Source organism: Paenibacillus sp. 7523-1, from assembly GCF_002276415.1.
In the GTDB taxonomy this organism is placed as follows: Bacteria; Bacillota; Bacilli; order Paenibacillales; family Paenibacillaceae; genus Paenibacillus; species Paenibacillus illinoisensis_A.
The window spans coordinates 102,213-121,851 of the sequence record NZ_NPBR01000010.1 but is presented as its reverse complement, the minus strand read 5'-3'; the positions used below and the strand labels follow the sequence as shown (position 1 = coordinate 121,851).

Here is a 19,639-nt window from a genome sequence, read left to right as displayed (position 1 = left end):
ATTCATCGTTGTCCTTGGCATAGTTCTATCGTTAGGAAAAGCGGTTATTTTTATGCAGGTGAAAACGGAGCAGACTTCGCTTAATGGGTAAGGATCGTGGCGGTTATGTAAAGGTTGATTAAGGGATACCGCTCGTCATCTTTTTATGGTAGGATAGTAGCTGAGAATCCAAGGTCAGGGGGACAACCACCGTGGCCGACCTATATGTAAGGACTTATTTAAGGGGGAGCTACCTTTATGTCAGCAGCCAATGTACAGAAAACTTGTGAGTCAACTAGGGAAAAGTTAAAACCTGCTATCGATCGGATCGAACAATTTTTGAATGAAAATGCCTTGCCTGAACTGGACCAGAACCAGACTGAGGAATCGACAACCTTCTACAAAGGATTTCTTTCGGATCTCCGTCATTTGCTTGTTTTTTCTGAAGTTTCTTACGAAAAACTTGGCGTTGTGCTGCGTCGTGCCAATTTTGATGTCGATTTTGCCGAAAAGGCTCTCTATAATACGTATCATCAATGCGTAAACAGCTTTTTCTATCCCAAAAATGAATGCTATTCCGAAGATGGAAGATATGCGTACACAGGTCAGGATGCCATTCGCTTCCGTGACAAGCCAGTTCGTGCAGTACGCGATGTTATTCTTGAAGTTTCCAAAACGTATGAAGAACTGCGCGATGATCTGGCCTTTTATGAAAGTGACTATTTGACCCAGCGCCGGATGCAGAATCAACGCAATCACGCATAGTTCAGCGTTTGCCGACGATATAAAATGAATGAAACCGCCAGCAATGGCGGTTTTTTTGGCGTTTTCGGACAAGAAAAGAGTGGCTGAATTCATGTCATCATCTGACATCTCGGCAGAGAATAGCCGTTTTACACTGGGGAGACAATAGATGTCGAGGTGATAAATAAATGAGCCAAGACAAGCCAATTGTCAAATGCAGTGTGTCCAACTGTCATTTCTGGGGAGAAAACAATTTCTGCCACGCCGATGCCATCATGATTGACATTGACCAACATGCTACTCGTCGCTTGCATGAAGAATTTGCTGGAGAAACGTTTGATTCGGATCATCAGGATCATGCGCGTACTTCTTCGGCAACATGCTGTCACACATTCAAACCCAAATGAGCAGTCATCCCTAATTATTATGGAGGTGCTTTGAAGTGAAGAATGATAATAAAGAGGATTATCCATTTCATCGTTCCAAAACTGCCACCCCTGCCAATGTGAAAAAGCGTGAACGTGTGGATTACCCACGACGTGAACATCGTGAGGAATATGGTGCAGAGGTGGCTCCCCCGGCTTCTGTACGTACAGAACGCGCTGAACCGGCCGCAGCAGTCCCGGAAAAGCATGAAGCTGATCGCGTTATGGAGTCAACCGGTAAAGTCTCCGGTTATATTGGGTTAGCTTGCGGGATTGCGTCCTTATTTATGTGGTCTATTGTACTTGGTCCGGCTGCAGCCGTGCTTGGCTATTACGCTTATGTAAACGGGCGTAAAACGGCCGGAGCTTGGTCCATTGGACTCGGAGCGCTCGCTACAATCAGTTATTTCTTCATGATTCCATTTGCCCGTTAAATTCTTGTTGATAAAAATACGTGATTTAGCCAGCAATTTTGAACTGAATAGGGCATACCTGAACCTTCTCCCTTCCCGTAAATCCGGGTTGGGTGAAGGTTTTTTTCGTATTTGCGCAAACGAAAGAATAAATGGGTTTATTTTTCTGAAAACCATGGCAGATTTTTGTAAAACGATGTAGAATATAGGCATAATATACGTTTATTTATACGGGAGTGGGAAAACAGATGCAGATTGATCCAAACGGGTCACGGCAGTTACTGGAACTTCAATTGTCCAATGCTGCCAATCAAACGAATGTGTCAGGTGAAGCTGCCGGTTCATCGTCAGACTTCGCCGATATGATGGACGGGCTGTTGAGTGCAAGTACAAACGCTTCGAACAGCAGCGATACATCTTCTTCAACGTCAATTGGCATCTCCAAAAGATCTAGTGACGGCTTGTTGTGGTTACAACTGGGCAGTTTGTATAATACGGATTCAAGTACGAGTTCTTCCACCAGCAGTGAGAATGTATCTTTGTCGATGCATACCAATACTGTAAAAGCGGATACCAAGGGATCTGTGCCAACCGACTTTGAATCATTGATTGCAGCGGCAAGTGCCAAGTACGGTGTACCTGAATCTCTGATCAAGGCTGTCATTGACACGGAATCCGGATTCAATCCGAACGTGGTATCATCCGCAGGTGCCAAAGGATTAATGCAATTAATGGATGGGACTGCAGCTGGTCTCGGTGTAACAAATGCCTTTGATCCTGCTCAGAGCATTGATGCCGGAACCAAATATCTCTCCCTACAGCTCCAGCGTTTTGGTGGCGAGGTGAAGATGGCGCTCGCCGCTTATAATGCTGGACCAGGGCGCGTTTCTCGTTTGGGCGTGTCAAACGACAGTGAACTGATGAGTGTTCTTAACCTTTTGCCTGCGGAGACACAGGCGTATATATCCAAAGTGGAAAAAGCCCAGTCAAAATATTCGGTATAAAGTCAAGATCATTGTATACTGCGAGTTCAGGAGGAGATCAATTCGGGAGCATACTGGGAAGCCAGCCTGTTCCTGATTGGTCTTTTTGTGTTGGGGCGGGATCGTGTTACAATGCTCACTGTAGGTTTAGAGAACATCTGAAGGAGGTCTGACCTCATTTGAAATATTTTGATTATGCAGCAACAACTCCTCCTGATTCAGACGTAGTTCGAACGATGGCCGAAATTATGGAGACGCATTATGGAAATCCGTCATCCATTCATGGGTACGGAGAACGAGCGGATCAACTGCTGAGGCGTGCGCGCTCCGGCTGCGCAGCAGCACTTGGTGTTAAGCCTGAAGAGATCGTGTTTACTTCCGGGGCAACGGAGAGCAACAACCTCGCCATAAAAGGAGCGGCACTTAGGTATCAGACACGGGGAAAACATCTCATTACGACGGCTACCGAACATGCTTCGGTATATGAGAGTTTTTTTCAGCTGCAGCAGTGGGGCTGGGAAGTAACCTGGCTGCCCGTGGATTCGGACGGCCGTGTTAGCACTCAGCAGGTGATGGATGCATTAAGACCGGACACGGTTCTTGTCAGCCTGATGCATGTAAACAATGAAACAGGGATCATCCATCCCGTTGCAGAGATAGGGAACCGTTTGAAAAGTGCCGCACCGCGTGTGCTTTTTCACGTGGATGGGGTACAGGGGTTTGGCAAACTGGAAGCAAAGCCTGCTTCGTGGGGAGCTGATCTGTACAGTTTATCTGCTCACAAAATCCGTGGTCCAAAAGGAGCGGGACTCCTCTATGTACGAAGTGGAGTGGAACTTACCCCACTGCTGTCTGGGGGTTCGCAGGAGCAGGGCATGAGAGCAGGAACAGAGAATGTTCCCTTGCTTGTAGGTATGGCAAAAGCGATGCGTCTTGCGGCAGAACGGCAGCTCGCGTTTGCTGAACGTGCCACAGTGCTGAGAGATCGGATTATGCAAACCATTGAAACCATTCCTGGACTTAAAATGAACAGCCGGAAGGATGGGGCTCCCCACATTATTCACTTTTCTTATCCGGGGATGAAGGCTGAAGTGGCGCTCCACACACTGGAGCAGCTTGGGATCATCGTTTCTACACAATCAGCCTGCTCCTCCCGCTCTGCGGAGCCTAGCAGAGTTCTTCTTGCGATGGGAAGAGATGCGGCGAACGCATCAGGAGGATTGAGGATTAGTCTAGGTAACGAACATACAGAAGAAGATGTGGCCTTGCTGGAACAAGCGCTGCATCAGATGGTGGCGCAGCTGCGCCCGTTGGAAAGGCGGATGTAAAGTCAAATGAAATATGATATGCTGCTTCTTCGTTTTGGAGAGTTTATGTTAAAAGGCAAAAATCGTGCACGATTCGAAAAAACCATTATTACTCAAGTGAGGGCCCTTCTCAAGCCATATCCAGGCGCAAGCTTGCGCAAGGAATTTGGGCGGTTATACGTGGATCTGGGAGGGCACTCCCATACAGAGCTGATTGCAGTCCTGAAACGGGTTTTTGGGGTAATGTCCATCAGTCCGGTTAAAGTAACTCCTTCTGTGCTTGAGGATATCGTGGAAACGGCTGTAGCTTTCATGGATGAGAGAGAAAACGAGTTCAAGGAAGGTACGACGTTCAAAGTGAATACCCGCCGGGTGTGGAAAGAGTATCCTCATTCTTCACACGAAATGAACCACATGGTGGGTTCCCCGATATTAAGAAAGTTTCAACAGCTTCGTGTGGATGTACGTAATCCGGACATTGAACTGCGAGTGGAGATTCGAGATCAGGGGACCTATATCTTCAATGAAGTGATTCCGGCTGTCGGCGGGTTCCCTCTCGGTACCAACGGCAAAGCGATGGTGCTGCTGTCGGGTGGAATTGATAGTCCTGTTGCGGCGTGGTCTTCCATGCGGCGCGGACTGGAAGTGGAATGTGTACACTTTTACAGTTATCCGTTCACCAGCCAGCGTGCCAAGGAAAAGGTGATCGATCTGGCTCGTGCCTTAGCTGATCATGCCGGTACCATCAAACTGCACCTGGTTCCTTTTACGGAGATCCAAACGGCATTCACCCAGCTGGGTCAGGATAATCTGATCATCACCCTGATGCGCCGTTCCATGCTGCGAATTGCGACCAAGCTGGCAGAACGTGAGCGGGCGCTGGCATTAATTACCGGGGATAGCCTTGGTCAAGTTGCAAGCCAGACGCTGCCGAGTATGAATGTTATCGGACGTGCAACAGAACTTCCGCTTTTGCGTCCCCTCGTCATGATGGACAAGCAGGAAATTATTACATTGTCCAAACAGATTGGAACATATGATATATCGATTCTGCCTTACGAGGATTGCTGCACCCTGTTTGTACCCAAATCACCTACAACGAATCCGAATCTTCGAATTGTGGACAAAATTGAAGCAACGATGAGCCATTTGCCTGAATGGGTTGATGAAGCTGTCGCTCAAACGGAAACCATCGTTCTGTACGCAGGGGAAGCAGCTCCTGCAACCATTGAAAACACGGGGAATGAAATCAAGGAAGACTGGTTCTGATTCTATTTCCTTGAACTGGTAGAATGACATAATAAGGACTATGTTACCTGTGATGGAAAAAAAGGACCTGCCGATGGGAAATCGGCTTGTCCTTTTTTTGTGTATCATTTTTTTACGAATAGGATCGCTGGTGCTCTCCACCTTGTCTACTGCTGGAGCGTTTGCGGTATCCTGCGAATACCACACCTGCAACGACCAGAACGATAAACAGAATGCGAAGGGCAGGATGCTCGGTGAAAAACGGCACAAGCCGGCGTTCCTCTGTAATCATGTGGGATGCGGTATAACCGAGTACTATGGCCCCCAGATATATGATCCATGGGAAGTGATTGATTAACTTGATGAACAGGGTGCTTCCCCATACGATAATTGGTACACTGATCAACAATCCGATGATAACCAGTACCAGATGCTGTTCAGCCGCGCCAGCCACTGCAATGACATTGTCCAGTCCCATGGCGGCATCTGCAATGACGATGGTGCGAACGGCAACCCATAGGGAGCTGCCTGCCTTAACATCACTATGTTCTTCACCTTGGTCAGCCAATAGTTTATAAGCAATCCAGATCAGCAAAACGCCACCTACAAGCAGCAACCAAGGCACCTTAAGCAACCAGAGTACAACCACTGTGGCTACAATCCGAATCACTAGGGCACCCGCTGTCCCGTAGAGAATTGCCTTTTTCTGCACAGAAGGGTGCAAATTACGTGCAGCAAGGCCGATAACGATTGCGTTATCGCCAGCCAGCATGAGATCAATAAATACAATTTTCACCAAAGCAAGCCAAAAAACAGCGCTAAAAAGCTCCATATGCTGTCACTCCCTCTATATGTCCGAACCTAGAAAAGCTTGTTCAATCGTTAAGAATAGCATGGACAACTTTGACATACAAGTAAGAGTGGGGGGAGGAGAAGCATGGATACATTGTGGCTGTTGACTGAAATTCTAATGATCAATCTGGTTTTGAGTGGAGATAATGCGGTAGTCATCGCGCTTGCGAGTAAGGATTTGCCGGAGAAGCAGCGTAAGCAAGCGGTCTGGTGGGGGGCTTTTGGTGCAGTTGTACTAAGGTGTGTGTTAACTTTTGCTGCGGTGTTAATGCTCGGGATTCCCTTTATACAGGCAGCAGGCGGGATATTACTGTTCTGGATTGCCGTGAAGCTCCTGCTTCAAAACGAAGACGAAGTACATATTCGGGAAGCTTCTACGACCTGGAAAGCGATTCAGACCATTTTGATTGCCGATTTTGTAATGAGTCTGGACAATGTGCTTGCCATAGCGGCATTAGCAGATGGAGACTTGGCACTAATCGTCATCGGAATAGCCATCAGCATTCCCATTGTGGTGTGGGGGAGCGGCTTAATTGTCGGTTTGTTGAAACGATTCCCGATTCTGGTATTCGCGGGCTCAGGGATCCTGGCATTCACGGCAGGTGAAATGGTGATGAGTGACCCGAAGCTGGGCCAGTGGCTTGGTAGCTTGACAGCGGAAGCTCACACACTGCTACCCGTGGCGATGGCTGGTCTGGTCATAGCAGTTGGGGGAGCACACAAGTTTGTCAGACGAAATGCGTAATTTCGTTCTGGATATGCAGCAGAAAATAGAGTGGAGAGACAACCGTCTGCCGAAGGCGGTTTTTTTTGTTGAATTGAAACATCTCATGTAGTGAATATTGAGGAACAAGCGACGGACCAATACCTTTAGGGTAATACATAAAAAGAACAGCGACGAAATGCGACATCAAGTATAGTTTTTTGCAAAAACATGGGCTACACTAGAGGCAGGTCTACAAAAGCTGGTCATCATGAAACGGCGAATTCGTTGAAGCTTATAACCTACATAGCCTAATTGATATAAGAGGTGATTGCAGATGAAGATGAGAAATGAAAAAGCGATCGGCATATTTATCGTGGCAGCAGGTATCATTATTTTGCTTGGCAAGCTTGGGGTATTTGGCTTTATTGGACGCCATTTCTGGCCATTGCTTCTATTGCTGCCGGGAATTGCGCTACACGCCCTGTACTATGCAAGAGTTACTCCTACGTGGTCACTTGTTCCCGCAGGGATATTAACGGTGTATGGTATTTTGTTCGGAATTACGAATACATGGGGCCGAGGGCTGATGGGCAACCTCTGGCCGGCATTCTTGCTGGGCATTGCCGTTGGCTTACTCGAGTATGGGCTTGCTGAACGCTATAAACCCGAGTTTGTTCTGCCTGCAGCATGGGGCATAGGGGCATTGTCCATTGTATTATTCGGATTCACCCTGCTTCATACCGGAATTATTTATGTGCTGGCGATCCTTTTGATTTTGGGCGGAGTCTGGTTGCTGCTTGGACGCGGGCGCGGGAGGAAGGGCTGGTAACATTGTCCGACCTTGCTCCAAGCGAAATATCTTGATTTTTAGCTATGATCAACTATAATATAAGGGATAAAGACATGCGTCGGGATATCACCGACGCTTATTTTGGGTGAGTAACCTGCAGAAATGCGGGAAGTTTAGTAGATAAGAATTGAAATTGGAAAGGATATGGATACAAACCATGCATTCAAGAGAACACATTCGCAATATTGCGATTATTGCCCACGTCGACCACGGGAAAACAACGCTAGTCGACAAGTTGCTCCAGCAATCCGGTACTTTCCGTGATCACGAAACGGTACAGGAGCGCGCAATGGACTCCAACGATTTGGAGCGTGAACGCGGTATTACGATTTTGGCCAAAAACACGGCTATAACTTATAAAGATTACCTGATCAACATTGTAGATACACCAGGACACGCCGACTTCGGTGGGGAAGTAGAACGTATCATGAAAATGGTTGACGGCGTATTGCTCGTTGTCGATGCTTATGAGGGCTGTATGCCACAAACGAAGTTCGTACTTCGTAAAGCACTGGAGCACAATCTGACTCCAATCGTTATTGTAAACAAAATTGACCGTCCAGCGGCTCGTCCGGCTGAGGTTATTGATGAAGTACTTGACCTGTTTATCGAACTGGGTGCCAGCGATGAGCAACTTGAATTCCCTGTCGTATATGCTTCCGCATTGAACGGAACATCCAGCATGGAAGACGACCCTGCCAAACAAGATGACAACATGATGGCGATCTACGATACCATCGTAAGTCATATCCCTCATCCAACAGAGAACGTTGAAGAGCCACTGCAATTCCTCGTTACGCTGATGGACTATAATGAATACCTCGGACGTATCGCTATCGGTCGTGTAAACCGCGGTGTGATTCGTCAAGGCCAATCCGTTACTGTTATTATGCGTGATGGCAAAAGCAAAACAGCTCGTATCGAGAAACTGTTTGGTTTCCAAGGTCTGAAACGTGTTGAGACAGAGGAAGCTGGCGCAGGTGACATCGTTGCGATCGCGGGTATTAAGGATATCAACATCGGTGAAACGATTGCTGACCCGAACAACCCTGAAGCTTTGCCGGTTCTGAAAATTGACGAGCCAACACTGCAAATGACATTCCTCGTAAACAACAGTCCATTCGCAGGCCGTGAAGGTAAATGGGTAACTTCCCGTAAACTGCGTGAGCGTTTGTTGAAGGAATTGGAAACGGACGTATCCCTTCGTGTTGAAGAAACAGAGAGCCCAGATGCATTTATCGTATCCGGACGTGGTGAGCTTCACCTCGGTATCCTGATTGAAAATATGCGTCGTGAAGGATATGAGCTTCAAGTATCCAAACCGGAAGTTATCGTCAAAGAAATTGACGGTAAGAAAATGGAACCTCTTGAGCGCTTGTTGATTGATATCCCTGAAGAAAGCATGGGTTCCGTCATGGAGAGCCTGGGTGCACGTAAAGCAGAGATGGTTAACATGGTCAACACGGGTAGCGGTCAAGTACGTCTGGAGTTCCTGATTCCTGCACGTGGTCTGATCGGATACAGCACCAACTTCCTGACATTGACTCGTGGTTATGGTGTAATGAACCATGCATTTGACAGCTACGCTCCAGTCGTATCCGGTCAAGTGGGTGGACGTCACCAAGGTGTGCTGATCTCAACTGAAACGGGTACATCTACGTTCTATGGAATGATGGGTGTTGAGGATCGTGGTACACTCTTCCTTGAGCCAGGAACAGAAATTTACGAAGGTATGATCGTTGGTGAGCATACACGTGACAATGATATCGTTGTTAACATCTGCAAAGAAAAACAACTGACTAACGTTCGTTCTTCTGGTAAAGATGATACGGTTAAAATTAAAACTCCGATTATCTTCTCGTTGGAACAGGCGCTTGAATATCTGAATGAAGATGAATATTGTGAGATTACACCGAAATCTATTCGTCTTCGTAAGAAGATCCTGAACAAATCCGAGCGTGAGCGTGCAGAGAAACAACGCAAAATGGCTCAAAATAACGCTTAATAACTAACAAAAAATAGTAGTATAAGTTAACGTTTGATGGGCCCCGAAAGTAATGAGAGCTTGTGGAGCTAGAGTAGTGGAGGGAACGGAATCGATTCTGAAGAAGCAAAGCGTTCGCCTTTATCTCCGGATTTTCCCATTTGAATAATGGTTCAAAAAATCTGGAGATAACAGCGATCGAAAGAACGATCCGAACCTGAAACGGTCACTAATGCTCGCTTGAATTCCAATTACGTGTTGTTCCATCAACCAGTTTACTTATACAAGCATGAACAACGAAAGGAGCTGACTGTGCATGCAAGCATGGTTCGCATCACACCCGATCGTAGCCTACATCGTCATCTTTGTGCTGATTACTTACGTATATAATAAGGTGTTTCGGGTACGTCAGAAATTGCCGCTCGTTAAGGAAATCTTTCTTTATCTATTGATGGCGATGGGCACATTCATGCTTCTTGTTTTTCAGATCGACAAGCTCCCGATTATTCAATGTTTGCTGGTAGCCGTCGGTTTGATGCTGTTAGTGCGAGTGCGCTATTTCATTGAAGGTCGTCAAAAGAAAAAGGCGGAAGCTGCCGCCAGAAATTCATAAAATCTGTCTCTGTATAGACCATCCGTTTTCCTTCGGGAAAGCGGTTGTCTTTTATTTGGACCTAAACAGATGTGATAAAGGTGTTGAAGATATGAACTCGAATTCGAACGGATTGCCTCCGCGTAGACAGGCACCAACCCAATCCGGAGCTTCAGGGTCTAACAACAGTAAGGGCAAGCCACCGAAAAAGAAAAAGCGGATGCGCACATTTGCCAAATTCGTTTTGAGCCTTTTGGTGATTGCTATCATTGTAGGTGGAGGATATCTCTACTGGGTATACAATCAGGTGGCGGATACCGGCATTGATAAACCAGTGCCTCCAGGGATGTCGGCCAAGACCAAGCCCATTACCATGCTGCTGTTGGGTACAGATAACCGTCCTGAAACCGGAACGTATCTGTCCGATGTTGTCATGGTAGCAGCAATGAACCCGGATACCAAAACCGCCACAATTGTTTCCTTGCCGCGTGATACACGGATTGAACTTGAAGGGTATAAGGCAAACAAGCTGAATTCATACTATCCTAAGTTTAAAGCCCAGGAGAAGACCTCAGGTAAGAATGCTGAGGACCAGATGAAAGAAATGATGGGCAAATATTTTGACGTCGATATCAATTACACAACAGTGCTTAACTTCCAGGCATTCCGCGATGCCGTTGATGCCGTGGGTGGTGTGGATGTGACGGTCGACAAAAATATGTGTTACCGGGATACGGCCGACAATACAGATATTAATCTGGTTGCAGGTGATCAGCATCTGGACGGCAAGCAAGCACTCGATTTTGTGCGCTACCGCAAATCCAACTGTGATCCCAAAACGGCTGAGTCCAATGACTTTGACCGTAATAAGCGTCAAAACCAGGTACTGAACTCCATGCTGGATCAGATGAAGTCGCTTGGTGGTGTGACGAAGATTAGCAAAGTCATTGGTGCGATTGATGACAATATGACAACCGACGTGGAATCCGAACAAATGAAAAACTTTATTGCTACGTATTGGAACATTTCCAAATCGGATGTGCATTATACGCCTGTGACTGGGGACTGGAGAAGCCCTTATGTTTATGTGAATGAGACAGAGCTGGCCAATGCGAAGCAAGCCTTGCAGGACACGCTCTCAGGCAAAGTAACAGCTACTCCGGCGACGGAGTAGCTGGGGATTGGAAGCAAGTTTCCGGGTATGTTATAATAACATCATTCATAGTATCAAGAATTGCATAAAGAAGGTTAGGGAGGGCTGGTTTAATGTCCGAAGCCGTCACACAATTGACTGAATCTCTTTTGCAGCAATTCAAGAACGAAACGTTTGTACTCCTGAATACGGTAGACATTGAATCTGGAGGCCCGACATCCACCGCAATCTCCTGGATCTATGCGGAGAATGCGTCCACGCTTCGGGTTGCTGTGGATCATCGTTCACGTCTTGTGAACAATATGAAACAAAATCCGTTGATTACCGTTACGGTATTTGGAGAAGAAACGGTTTATGCGATCAATGGACGTGCTTCTGTTCGACAGGATCCATTGCAGGATGTACCCTTTAATATGTGCTGTTTCGACATCTCCATTGAAGCGGTCAGAAATGCCCTGTTTTATGGAGCCCAGCTATCTTCTATGCCTCAATATGTCAAAATATACGATCAGCGTGCTGCTGAGAAATTAGATGAGCAGGTTTTTGCTGCCATGAAAAAAGCCTAGTGAGAGATCACTGGGCTTTTTGTTGCTTTTTGTCGGTGGTGTGCTGCTGCATTTGCTGCTCTTCAGGAGCCTGCTCATCTGGGTTTTGACGGACCTTGACGTCTTTCGGGAGCTGTGGAATAATTCGTCCTACCATATCAGCTAGTTCAGAAGCAAACCCGGATATGGGGTGTCCTTGGCGGATATGCTCTCCAATCTCCTTGATTCGTTCGGTAACATCCGCATCAGCGGTAACGATTGAATCAATACCCTCTGGATCTTTGCGAAGTGCTTCAGCAACCGAGTACTTTATAGTTCCTACACGGGCACGTTCCAGTTCGCCATCCACATCAATGCCAACTACAGCTGTGTTCCCTAAGATGACGCAGCTGGCTTCTTTGACACCTTCCACTTGCTTGGCAAGTGCCTTGAGATGATTAATTCGATTTTCATTGGTCATTCGACCTGTCTGGTTATCATCGGCAACGTTTAGATCATGAACTTCACCCGTATTCTCATTGAAACGGTCAAGCCGTGAAGGATTCATTCGGTCATCCTCTGTATAGAGCATGTGGGATCCGTTTTGTTGATCTTGCCGTGTTGTAACATTCCCTCCGTACCCCCTCGCATGAGTTCCTTGCTGCTCTTGAGAGGCATTACGTGTAGTGTTGTTGCAGCCTGTAAGTATAAAGATCAGAAGCAGCGTACAAACCCAATATCTCATAAATGTTCATCCTTTCTTGGAGTTTTTCAGAATGTTGCAATTATTTTGTCCGAGACGAATACATTTATGTATGGGAGCATGATTGTCCATGCCGCTGCTGAAAGATCACACGATCACAGATGAACTCGGGAATGGAAAAAAAGGACTGCTTGTGCATGGAAAACCTATGATCTAATCCGCCATTCCCGAGTTCACGTTCCAAACCATGCCTTTAACGACGCCGCTTTGGAGGGGATTGAATGAAAAAGATTTTTGTATTGGATACCAACGTGCTTCTGCATGACCCCAATGCCATTTTTGCCTTCGAGGAACATGAGGTAATCATTCCCGCGGTTGTACTGGAGGAAATTGACTCTAAAAAAAGAAATGCTGATGAGATTGGCCGCAATGCCCGAAATGTTTCGAGATTGCTTGATGGTCTGCGTGAACTGGGTCACCTGCACAGTGGAGTTCCTCTCGCCAATGGGGGTAACCTGAAGGTCGAATTGAATCATCGAAGCTTTGTAAGGGTACAAGAAATGTTTGGTGAAATTACCAATGATAACCGAATTCTGGCGGTTGCGCTGAATTATCAAATTGAAGAAAATGAGAAAGAGGTTGTGGAACGGCAGGTTGTGTTGGTTAGCAAAGATGTACTTGTGCGTATCAAAGCAGATGTACTCGGTCTGTTCACTCAAGATTACTTGTCCGATCGGACTGCAGGGCTCAGTGAACTATATCCAGGCTATACAGCTTTGAAGGTTCACCCGTCGGTAATCGATGAGTTTTACACATATCGTTTTCTGCCAATTAAACCATTGCAGTTGTCCTATAAGCTGTATCCTAATGAATTTGTGATTCTTAAGGATGAAATGGGTACCAACAAATCAGCGCTGCTGAAGGTCAACACGGAGGGAACCAAACTTGAGCCGCTGTTCCTAAGCAATGATAACGTATGGGGGATTAGTGCTCGAAATGCACAGCAGCGTATGGCGCTGGAATTACTACTGAATGATGATATACCACTCGTGACCATTACGGGCAAAGCAGGCACAGGTAAAACCTTGCTGGCTCTCGCTGCAGGCCTTCTTAAGGTGGAGGATGATCATAAATATAAAAAGTTATTGATTGCGAGGCCAGTGGTTCCCATGGGGAAGGATATCGGTTATCTGCCAGGGGAAAAGGAAGAGAAGCTGAGACCGTGGATGCAGCCTATATATGATAATCTAGAGTTTTTGTTTGATACAAAAAAGGCTGGAGATATCGATAAAATTTTGATGGGGTTAGGCAGTATACAGGTGGAAGCATTAACGTATATTCGCGGACGTTCCATACCTGGTCAATTTATTATTGTGGATGAAGCCCAGAACCTATCACGTCATGAAGTAAAAACCATCGTTTCGCGTGTAGGTGAAGGCAGTAAAATCATACTGATGGGTGACCCTGAACAAATCGATCATCCGTATTTGGATTCCGCGAGCAATGGTCTGACCTATGTTGTGGAACGATTCAAACAAGAGGGCATTAGTGGTCATATTATGCTTGAAAAAGGAGAGCGTTCCAAACTGGCTCAATTGGCGGCGGATTTGTTATAAGTTTAAGCGGATATATTTCCCGGGAAAATATACAAAAAGATTGGCTCGCTGGAGCCGGTCTTTTTTTGCTGAAATATTTAAAAAGAGTTATTGCACAGACCTATGTATTCTCATAGTATGCAAAATCTCAAAAATATGTTTTTTGGCAGGATAGGACAGGAGTACTACTTTTTTGTTACAATAAACTTTACAGGAAAAATATAGGGAGCGAGGAGGAGAGTTGATGAAGCGTAGACATCAGGTTGTTTTATTTGCAGTGCTGCTGCTTTCATTGACGATCCTGTCTCCAAGCTTTGATTTTAGAGGAGTACCACAGAACCAAGATCAAGATCAGGAGAATGATGCCTTTCCCAATGCAGTAACCCGTAGTGAGAATCAACAGGCGCCGGTTGATATTGTCGTTTCGATGTCTGAAAGTGAGTTTCAGGTGTTCTCGGCAATCGCAAAACAAGTGGCTGCCGCGCGGGTGGTGAAAATCAATCTACGGAATCTGGCCTCGGATACATATAAGAAGATACTGGATAAAGAGCTTGCTGTAGGGGACAGCGGGGATATAATCCTGCTTGATAGTGAGGAAATTCAGGGTTATGCCAAAAGAGGGCATCTGTACCCTTTAAATGCAACAACGTTGTCGAAGGCGCTAGGTGACTCGGTAACTCCATTACGGGAAAAGACAGAGTGGAATGGTTATCAATGGGGAATGCCATTTGATTTCGACCCTTACGTTCTTGCCTCACGGTCCAAATCTCTTGCTGATGCAGGGTTGGAACGGTTACCACAAAACCTGGAGGAGTGGACCAGGGTTATTAATCAAATGGAGAATAAGAGTCAGAAGTTACTTGCGATCAACATCGATGATGCTTATGCAGCAGATGCTTGGTTAAATGAGTTTGGGTCTGGAGTCGCTCCGAGTACGTTAAAAACGGCAACGGGGTCGCATACAGCTGGGGGATATGAACAGGCGCTGCAGGTGCTGAACCGGGTTCAGCCTTATATTCAGGTCCAAAATACCGACCCGGATTTTGTTGATAAAGATATGCAGGAAGAAACGTTAATGGTTGTGACCCCTTTTTCCCAACTGGTGAACAATGATCCGGCAATAACTGAAGATCGTCTAACGAATCGGATCATGTTTAAACCCCTTGCACCTGTAGCATCCAGAAGTTTCGTGATTACGTCGGGTTCACATGAAGCAGAGCAGGCCAGTCGATGGATTGAGGGCATGACCTCCAATTCCGTGCAATCAGACTGGTATCAGCAAGCTCATCATTTGCCTGGTCAACAGCAGCAATTGAACACAGAGTCCCAACAGCTCTCTGTCGAAGGGCAAATAATGAGTGGTAATGGTAAGGAATGGTTTGTGTCCAAAACATCTGAAACCCCTGTGATGGATAACCCGGAGCTGGTATTACAATATAATAAGAAAGTTCAACAGTTTCTTCATGGAGAGATTTCTGCGAATCAGTATGTGAATGACATGTTAAAAATACAGCAATCATCAAAATGATATGGCGAGCTTAACTTCAAGTACCCCTTTGCTTGTCGATACATCTGTAGCTTTCACGAAGGACAGAATCTTCTGCGGGTAGAATCCAAGATCAAATTCCTTTTCAAGCATACGTCTTGTCGTATCAGGTAGTTCCAATTGGTTGAAAACAAGTTTATCTACATGAAAACGGATAGAATTCTGAGGTTCATTTTCTACCGTATAATGACCCTCAATACTGAGCTGTAACTGATCACGCTGTCCGGAGGCTGTAATTCGGTCCTCGTCAAACTGAAAGGCAAAATCTTCGAAAATCGGGTTCTGTTCACGCAGGAATTGATTCAGATCGTCTTGTCCAATGCGAATGGTATAAGCTGTTCCGGTTGTGGAAATTCCGCCATTCTGTTCTTGTATAAACTGAGGGAGATTTTGCATGGCCGTTGCTAGTGCTCTGAAATACCGTTTGACTTCATAAATGCCAACATTCTCCCAATAAATGGTCAATTCCTCCATTAACTTCTGAATGGCTGCCGGGTTTCCGCTTGCCGAAACTTGTCCGTCTACTTCCTTCTGCAATGCAACCACACGCTCTCGCTGACTTACCAGATTGGTCTTTAGTTCTTCCAGCTCTATCGTGGTCTGACTTATTTTCGTTGAAGTTTCCTGCATGCTGCGATAACGGTCCTGATATTTGCTTAGCACTGCCTGATCTCTGCCAATAATAATTTGGTAGTAATCAAATAAGATAAACAAGTCTTTGAACGATCTGGCTCCCAGGACCGTCATGAGGAGGCTGTCTCGTTCTCCGGTGTAATACGACCTAACCACAGCACCTGCCCGATCTTGCTGAATATGTATTTGATCTTCCTGTTCCTGGAGCTGAACATTCAATTCTTCCTGCTGTTGATTGAGTTCCTTCTGCCTTACGGCAATACGTTCAATTTCATGATCGATTTCCACGATGGACAGACTCTTCTGCAAAATTTCACGTGTTTCCTCAGGTGAAGGTTCTCCATAGGCATATGCCAATGTAGATTGACCAAATAGTAGTGTGCATAGGATCAGGGCACAAATGCTATATCGACGGTTCACCGTATCATTCTCCTTTCCTTCAAGTACAATATTCATTGTACAGGCTTCTGTCTTCCAGACAATATATGAAATGAAATCTTGAAATATCCTTAGTGGATACATAACGCTGAAAACAACCCATTAATCAGACAGCCATAAAGGAAAAACAAAAAAGCGAAACGGCTTATGGCCGAATCGCTTTGATGCTGTTGGCGGATTAAAGCGGCAACCCCATTTGGAACACAGTCCAGTAGCTGAACCCTGTGAAAGTAACGATCATATAACCCCAGAAGAGCAATATGTACGTTCTTTCGGTGAATTTTAGATACCCCAAAATGACGAAAAACGCAGTCTGCAGGAAAAAAAGCAAAGCCATCTCGACCAAATCTCCCGCAAAAGCCATCAGGCCAATCGTTAGCGTGAAGAACCCGAGTACCCGAAACATGCGTGCCACGGTTAGTCCTCCTCTCTATGTACGATCATAGATTGTCTACACAACATTATACCGGGAAAGGAAAAAGGTGTAAACAGAATTGGATATGAAAGCGAATTCTTTTTTTATTGAATCCGTGAGTAAATAGGTCACCTTTTCCATATGTAAGGTATGAGTGCTTGCAAATATGGACATACATTTTAGTATGAAATCAATTCTATGAACTCTATGAGAGGCATAAGAATGAATGAAGCAGCTTTTATACCTAATTCACAAACCGGGAAACCGGTAATGAGGACGGTTATTTTAGGATGTTGTTAGGAGGGTATTATAGCATGACTGCAGTGAGACAGGATGCTTGGAGTACAGAGGACGATTTGATCTTGGCTGAGGTGACTTTGCGGCATATTCGGGAAGGCAGCACACAACTCGCGGCATTCGAGGAAGTTGGCGAAAAAATAGGTAGAACATCTGCCGCTTGCGGTTTTCGCTGGAACAGCTGTGTGCGTAAAAAGTATGAGTCTGCCATTAGCAATGCGAAGGCACAGCGTCAAAAGAGAAGTTATCTCCGAAAACAGCCAGCTTTGCTTGGACCACAGGTCGCAGCTCTATCTACGCTTGATACGGAAGAAAACCTATACAAGGCCGATGGAGTTTCAGAAGACTCCTTATCCATTGATGCAGTAATTCGCTTTTTGCGCCAGTGGAAAGGTAATGTTCAGGAAAATGGGCGTCAACTCAAAATGCTCGAAAAGGAACTTCGTGAAAAAGAAGATGAACTCCATGAGCTTCGTTGTGAGAATGACCGTTTATCCAAACAAGTGAATGAAGTGCAAACCGATTACCGTGTCGTAAATGATGATTACAAGGCATTGATTCAGATCATGGATCGTGCACGCAGGCTTGCTTTTCTGGCTGAAGAAGATGAGGAACTAAAAACTCGTTTCAAAATGGATGCCAACGGCAATCTGGAACGAATTGAATAACGGATCAAGTTGTAAGAATGACGATATTTGATCAGGCCCGTCACATCTCCGTTACAAACGGCAGGTAAGACGGGTTTTTTGTTTGAAATATTTGTTCTATTATATATAGATGTAATTATTGAGAGTGGAAGAGGGATGTCTCATGGTGATCGACATTGTAGGAGCTGGTTCACTTGGTCTTTTATTTGGAGGGAAGCTTCAGGCTGCAGGTCATGCAGTGCGTTTTTGGACAAGGACGCCTGAACAAGCGGAAGAACTGCGTGTGCACGAACTAACGATTACAGAGCAAGGGAAGAAGACTAAATTGCTTCCTCAACATATTCAGGCCTATCCAATAACCGAATTGTCTGCTCAGTGGCATGATCAACCAGGTGACTGGCTTCTCCTCATGGTTAAGCAGACAAGTATAGATGATGTTATTCATATCATGGAGTCGGTGAAAGAGTATAGCCTTAATATTGTCTGCTTCCAGAACGGGATGGGCCATATAGAGAAAATACAAGCTGCCTTGCCATTGTCCAGTATATACCGGGCGGTAACTACTGAAGGTGCCAAGAGAGTGGAGTACGGGGTTATACGGGCTGGTGAGGGGGAAACCTGGTTTGGTAGAGATGTACATACGAAAGAAATAGAAAAAGACACCTCAGGGAATCTGGAAGAAGTTCGGTTGGAGGCACTATTGCAGCAGGCAGGATTTAACTGTACAGCGTCGAATCAAATCGATAAGCTGATATACAGGAAACTTCTGATCAATGCTGTCATTAATCCACTCACTGCGATATGGAGAATACCCAACGGAGAATTGCTTCAGAATGATTATCGCTTAAAGGTCATGCGCTCTTTATATGATGAAGCTTCAGCTATTTACAAGGCGAGCGATATTATGGTGGGTACCGACATGTGGGAGGAAATTCTATCCGTTTGTCGATCGACCGCTTCGAACACATCCTCGATGCTCGCAGATGTAATGCAAGGACGGCGTACCGAAGTGGAATCAATTAGTGGGCAAATGGTACAACTGGCGCATCGGTGTGGGTTGACTGCTCCGCAACATGAATTAATGCTTCATCTGATCGAAGGAATTAGGCCGGAAGGAGTGAGTTAATGGGTTTTTTTATCGTGCTGAGCATACTACCGTTTTTTCCGTTTCTTATTGTGTACTGGGCCATGTATGGGTGGAAAAAGGATAAACGAGCTTCACTTCGCACCGCGATGGATGTCACTACGGTTTTTCTGATTTTCTCTGTTTCGGCGTTATTCAACTTAACATTTGATTCGAATTTTGGATTTTATTTAACCATGATACTCATACTAATTGCACTTGGATTGATTGGAGGGGCTCAAAATAGGCTGAAAGGAAAGGTCGATGGGGGTCGAATGTTCCGGGCCGTTTGGCGCATGGCCTTTGTTATGATGAGTTTTGGGTATGTCTCATTTACTATATTTGGCTTATTTAGATACTTAATGAAACAGATGTAAGGTTACATAACGCAAAACGGCTAAAAAATGTGTCGATTTTGTCGAAAACTGAAAAAAACATTACTTTCTGAAAAAGTAATGTAGATTTTTTTGACCGGTGGTTGT

General features: G+C 45.6%; 21 protein-coding genes. 17 read left to right on the top strand and 4 right to left on the bottom strand.

All coding sequences use genetic code 11. The annotated features are described in order from the left end of the window. The first annotated feature begins 237 nt into the window (after positions 1–237). From CHH60_RS12655 to thiI, 6 genes are all read left to right on the top strand, one after another. Complete coding sequence (locus CHH60_RS12655) at positions 238–744, top strand: YpuI family protein (RefSeq protein ID WP_095289915.1); 507 nt, start codon at positions 238–240, stop codon at positions 742–744. A gap of 167 nt (positions 745–911) precedes the next feature. Continuing rightward, a complete protein-coding gene (locus CHH60_RS12650) occupies positions 912–1,130 on the top strand; it encodes a DUF1540 domain-containing protein (RefSeq protein WP_095289916.1) in 219 nt (72 codons plus the stop codon). 98 nt (positions 1,131–1,228) lie between these two features. Beyond that, the gene (locus CHH60_RS12645) at positions 1,229–1,582 is read left to right on the top strand and encodes a hypothetical protein (RefSeq protein ID WP_095359823.1); all 354 of its coding nucleotides are present in this window, start codon (positions 1,229–1,231) and stop codon (positions 1,580–1,582) included. Between the two features lie 227 nt (positions 1,583–1,809). Next, complete coding sequence (locus CHH60_RS12640; RefSeq protein WP_095359481.1) at positions 1,810–2,565, top strand: lytic transglycosylase domain-containing protein; 756 nt, start codon at positions 1,810–1,812, stop codon at positions 2,563–2,565. Positions 2,566–2,723: 158 nt separating this feature from the next. Then, the gene (locus tag CHH60_RS12635) at positions 2,724–3,872 is read left to right on the top strand and encodes a cysteine desulfurase family protein (protein WP_095359480.1); all 1,149 of its coding nucleotides are present in this window, start codon (positions 2,724–2,726) and stop codon (positions 3,870–3,872) included. A 6-nt stretch (positions 3,873–3,878) separates the two neighbouring features. Further along, complete coding sequence (gene thiI / locus CHH60_RS12630; protein WP_095359479.1) at positions 3,879–5,120, top strand: tRNA uracil 4-sulfurtransferase ThiI; 1,242 nt, start codon at positions 3,879–3,881, stop codon at positions 5,118–5,120. Positions 5,121–5,232: 112 nt separating this feature from the next. Here thiI and CHH60_RS12625 read toward each other — a convergent pair whose 3' ends face one another. After that, positions 5,233–5,931 carry a TerC family protein gene (locus CHH60_RS12625; protein ID WP_095359478.1) on the bottom strand — a complete coding sequence of 233 codons (699 nt, stop codon included), beginning with the start codon at positions 5,929–5,931 and terminating at the stop codon, positions 5,233–5,235. Positions 5,932–6,036: 105 nt separating this feature from the next. Here CHH60_RS12625 and CHH60_RS12620 point away from each other — a divergent pair, with 105 nt between their 5' ends. From CHH60_RS12620 to CHH60_RS12595, 6 genes are all read left to right on the top strand, one after another. After that, complete coding sequence (locus CHH60_RS12620; protein WP_095359477.1) at positions 6,037–6,696, top strand: TerC family protein; 660 nt, start codon at positions 6,037–6,039, stop codon at positions 6,694–6,696. A gap of 295 nt (positions 6,697–6,991) precedes the next feature. Beyond that, a complete protein-coding gene (locus CHH60_RS12615; protein WP_095359476.1) occupies positions 6,992–7,486 on the top strand; it encodes a LiaF transmembrane domain-containing protein in 495 nt (164 codons plus the stop codon). Positions 7,487–7,664: 178 nt separating this feature from the next. Then, positions 7,665–9,512, top strand: a complete 1,848-nt coding sequence (gene typA / locus CHH60_RS12610; RefSeq protein ID WP_095289927.1) for a translational GTPase TypA — start codon at positions 7,665–7,667, stop codon at positions 9,510–9,512. 295 nt (positions 9,513–9,807) lie between these two features. Continuing rightward, positions 9,808–10,104: a YlaH-like family protein gene (locus CHH60_RS12605; RefSeq protein ID WP_095359475.1), complete on the top strand. Its 297-nt coding sequence runs from the start codon at positions 9,808–9,810 to the stop codon at positions 10,102–10,104. A gap of 91 nt (positions 10,105–10,195) precedes the next feature. Further along, positions 10,196–11,257 carry an LCP family protein gene (locus tag CHH60_RS12600; RefSeq protein WP_095359474.1) on the top strand — a complete coding sequence of 354 codons (1,062 nt, stop codon included), beginning with the start codon at positions 10,196–10,198 and terminating at the stop codon, positions 11,255–11,257. Between the two features lie 92 nt (positions 11,258–11,349). Further along, positions 11,350–11,802 (top strand): pyridoxamine 5'-phosphate oxidase family protein, encoded by a 453-nt coding sequence (locus CHH60_RS12595; protein ID WP_095359473.1) that lies wholly within the window; start codon positions 11,350–11,352, stop codon positions 11,800–11,802. 7 nt (positions 11,803–11,809) lie between these two features. Here CHH60_RS12595 and CHH60_RS12590 read toward each other — a convergent pair whose 3' ends face one another. After that, complete coding sequence (locus tag CHH60_RS12590) at positions 11,810–12,505, bottom strand: YhcN/YlaJ family sporulation lipoprotein (RefSeq protein WP_095359472.1); 696 nt, start codon at positions 12,503–12,505, stop codon at positions 11,810–11,812. A 239-nt stretch (positions 12,506–12,744) separates the two neighbouring features. Between CHH60_RS12590 and CHH60_RS12585 the strand changes: the two genes are divergently transcribed. Both CHH60_RS12585 and CHH60_RS12580 read left to right on the top strand, forming a co-directional pair. After that, positions 12,745–14,079, top strand: coding sequence for a PhoH family protein (locus tag CHH60_RS12585; protein ID WP_095289936.1), 1,335 nt, complete (start codon positions 12,745–12,747; stop codon positions 14,077–14,079). Positions 14,080–14,302: 223 nt separating this feature from the next. Continuing rightward, positions 14,303–15,586 carry an extracellular solute-binding protein gene (locus CHH60_RS12580; protein WP_095359471.1) on the top strand — a complete coding sequence of 428 codons (1,284 nt, stop codon included), beginning with the start codon at positions 14,303–14,305 and terminating at the stop codon, positions 15,584–15,586. Here CHH60_RS12580 and CHH60_RS12575 read toward each other — a convergent pair. Together CHH60_RS12575 and CHH60_RS12570 are read right to left on the bottom strand one after the other, a co-directional pair. Further along, the gene (locus tag CHH60_RS12575; protein WP_255247906.1) at positions 15,578–16,657 is read right to left on the bottom strand and encodes a coiled-coil domain-containing protein; all 1,080 of its coding nucleotides are present in this window, start codon (positions 16,655–16,657) and stop codon (positions 15,578–15,580) included. The genes CHH60_RS12580 and CHH60_RS12575 overlap by 9 nt on opposite strands. A gap of 196 nt (positions 16,658–16,853) precedes the next feature. Then, complete coding sequence (locus CHH60_RS12570; protein ID WP_095289941.1) at positions 16,854–17,090, bottom strand: DUF2626 domain-containing protein; 237 nt, start codon at positions 17,088–17,090, stop codon at positions 16,854–16,856. Positions 17,091–17,404: 314 nt separating this feature from the next. Here CHH60_RS12570 and CHH60_RS12565 point away from each other — a divergent pair, with 314 nt between their 5' ends. The 3 genes from CHH60_RS12565 to CHH60_RS12555 all read left to right on the top strand — a co-directional run bounded on the left by CHH60_RS12565 (position 17,405) and on the right by CHH60_RS12555 (position 19,534). Continuing rightward, positions 17,405–18,055 carry an RsfA family transcriptional regulator gene (locus tag CHH60_RS12565; protein WP_095359469.1) on the top strand — a complete coding sequence of 217 codons (651 nt, stop codon included), beginning with the start codon at positions 17,405–17,407 and terminating at the stop codon, positions 18,053–18,055. A gap of 142 nt (positions 18,056–18,197) precedes the next feature. After that, entirely contained in the window at positions 18,198–19,160 is a 963-nt protein-coding gene (locus CHH60_RS12560; protein ID WP_095359468.1) for a ketopantoate reductase family protein, read from the top strand. Continuing rightward, a complete protein-coding gene (locus tag CHH60_RS12555; RefSeq protein ID WP_095359467.1) occupies positions 19,160–19,534 on the top strand; it encodes a DUF3397 domain-containing protein in 375 nt (124 codons plus the stop codon). The genes CHH60_RS12560 and CHH60_RS12555 overlap by 1 nt, the downstream gene beginning before the upstream one ends. Positions 19,535–19,639 lie beyond the last annotated feature (105 nt).

What these genes read in the sequence shown, in the direction of transcription:
- CHH60_RS12655 (WP_095289915.1), top strand. Translation starts at nt 238, where the DNA reads ATGTCAGCAGCCAATGTACAGAAAACTTGTGAGTCAACTAGGGAAAAG.
- CHH60_RS12650 (WP_095289916.1), top strand. Translation starts at nt 912, where the DNA reads ATGAGCCAAGACAAGCCAATTGTCAAATGCAGTGTGTCCAACTGTCAT.
- CHH60_RS12640 (WP_095359481.1), top strand. Translation starts at nt 1,810, where the DNA reads ATGCAGATTGATCCAAACGGGTCACGGCAGTTACTGGAACTTCAATTG.
- thiI (WP_095359479.1), top strand. Translation starts at nt 3,879, where the DNA reads ATGAAATATGATATGCTGCTTCTTCGTTTTGGAGAGTTTATGTTAAAA.
- CHH60_RS12625 (WP_095359478.1), bottom strand. Translation starts at nt 5,931, where the DNA reads ATGGAGCTTTTTAGCGCTGTTTTTTGGCTTGCTTTGGTGAAAATTGTA.
- CHH60_RS12620 (WP_095359477.1), top strand. Translation starts at nt 6,037, where the DNA reads ATGGATACATTGTGGCTGTTGACTGAAATTCTAATGATCAATCTGGTT.
- CHH60_RS12615 (WP_095359476.1), top strand. Translation starts at nt 6,992, where the DNA reads ATGAAGATGAGAAATGAAAAAGCGATCGGCATATTTATCGTGGCAGCA.
- typA (WP_095289927.1), top strand. Translation starts at nt 7,665, where the DNA reads ATGCATTCAAGAGAACACATTCGCAATATTGCGATTATTGCCCACGTC.
- CHH60_RS12605 (WP_095359475.1), top strand. Translation starts at nt 9,808, where the DNA reads ATGCAAGCATGGTTCGCATCACACCCGATCGTAGCCTACATCGTCATC.
- CHH60_RS12600 (WP_095359474.1), top strand. Translation starts at nt 10,196, where the DNA reads ATGAACTCGAATTCGAACGGATTGCCTCCGCGTAGACAGGCACCAACC.
- CHH60_RS12595 (WP_095359473.1), top strand. Translation starts at nt 11,350, where the DNA reads ATGTCCGAAGCCGTCACACAATTGACTGAATCTCTTTTGCAGCAATTC.
- CHH60_RS12590 (WP_095359472.1), bottom strand. Translation starts at nt 12,505, where the DNA reads ATGAGATATTGGGTTTGTACGCTGCTTCTGATCTTTATACTTACAGGC.
- CHH60_RS12585 (WP_095289936.1), top strand. Translation starts at nt 12,745, where the DNA reads ATGAAAAAGATTTTTGTATTGGATACCAACGTGCTTCTGCATGACCCC.
- CHH60_RS12580 (WP_095359471.1), top strand. Translation starts at nt 14,303, where the DNA reads ATGAAGCGTAGACATCAGGTTGTTTTATTTGCAGTGCTGCTGCTTTCA.
- CHH60_RS12565 (WP_095359469.1), top strand. Translation starts at nt 17,405, where the DNA reads ATGACTGCAGTGAGACAGGATGCTTGGAGTACAGAGGACGATTTGATC.
- CHH60_RS12560 (WP_095359468.1), top strand. Translation starts at nt 18,198, where the DNA reads ATGGTGATCGACATTGTAGGAGCTGGTTCACTTGGTCTTTTATTTGGA.
- CHH60_RS12555 (WP_095359467.1), top strand. Translation starts at nt 19,160, where the DNA reads ATGGGTTTTTTTATCGTGCTGAGCATACTACCGTTTTTTCCGTTTCTT.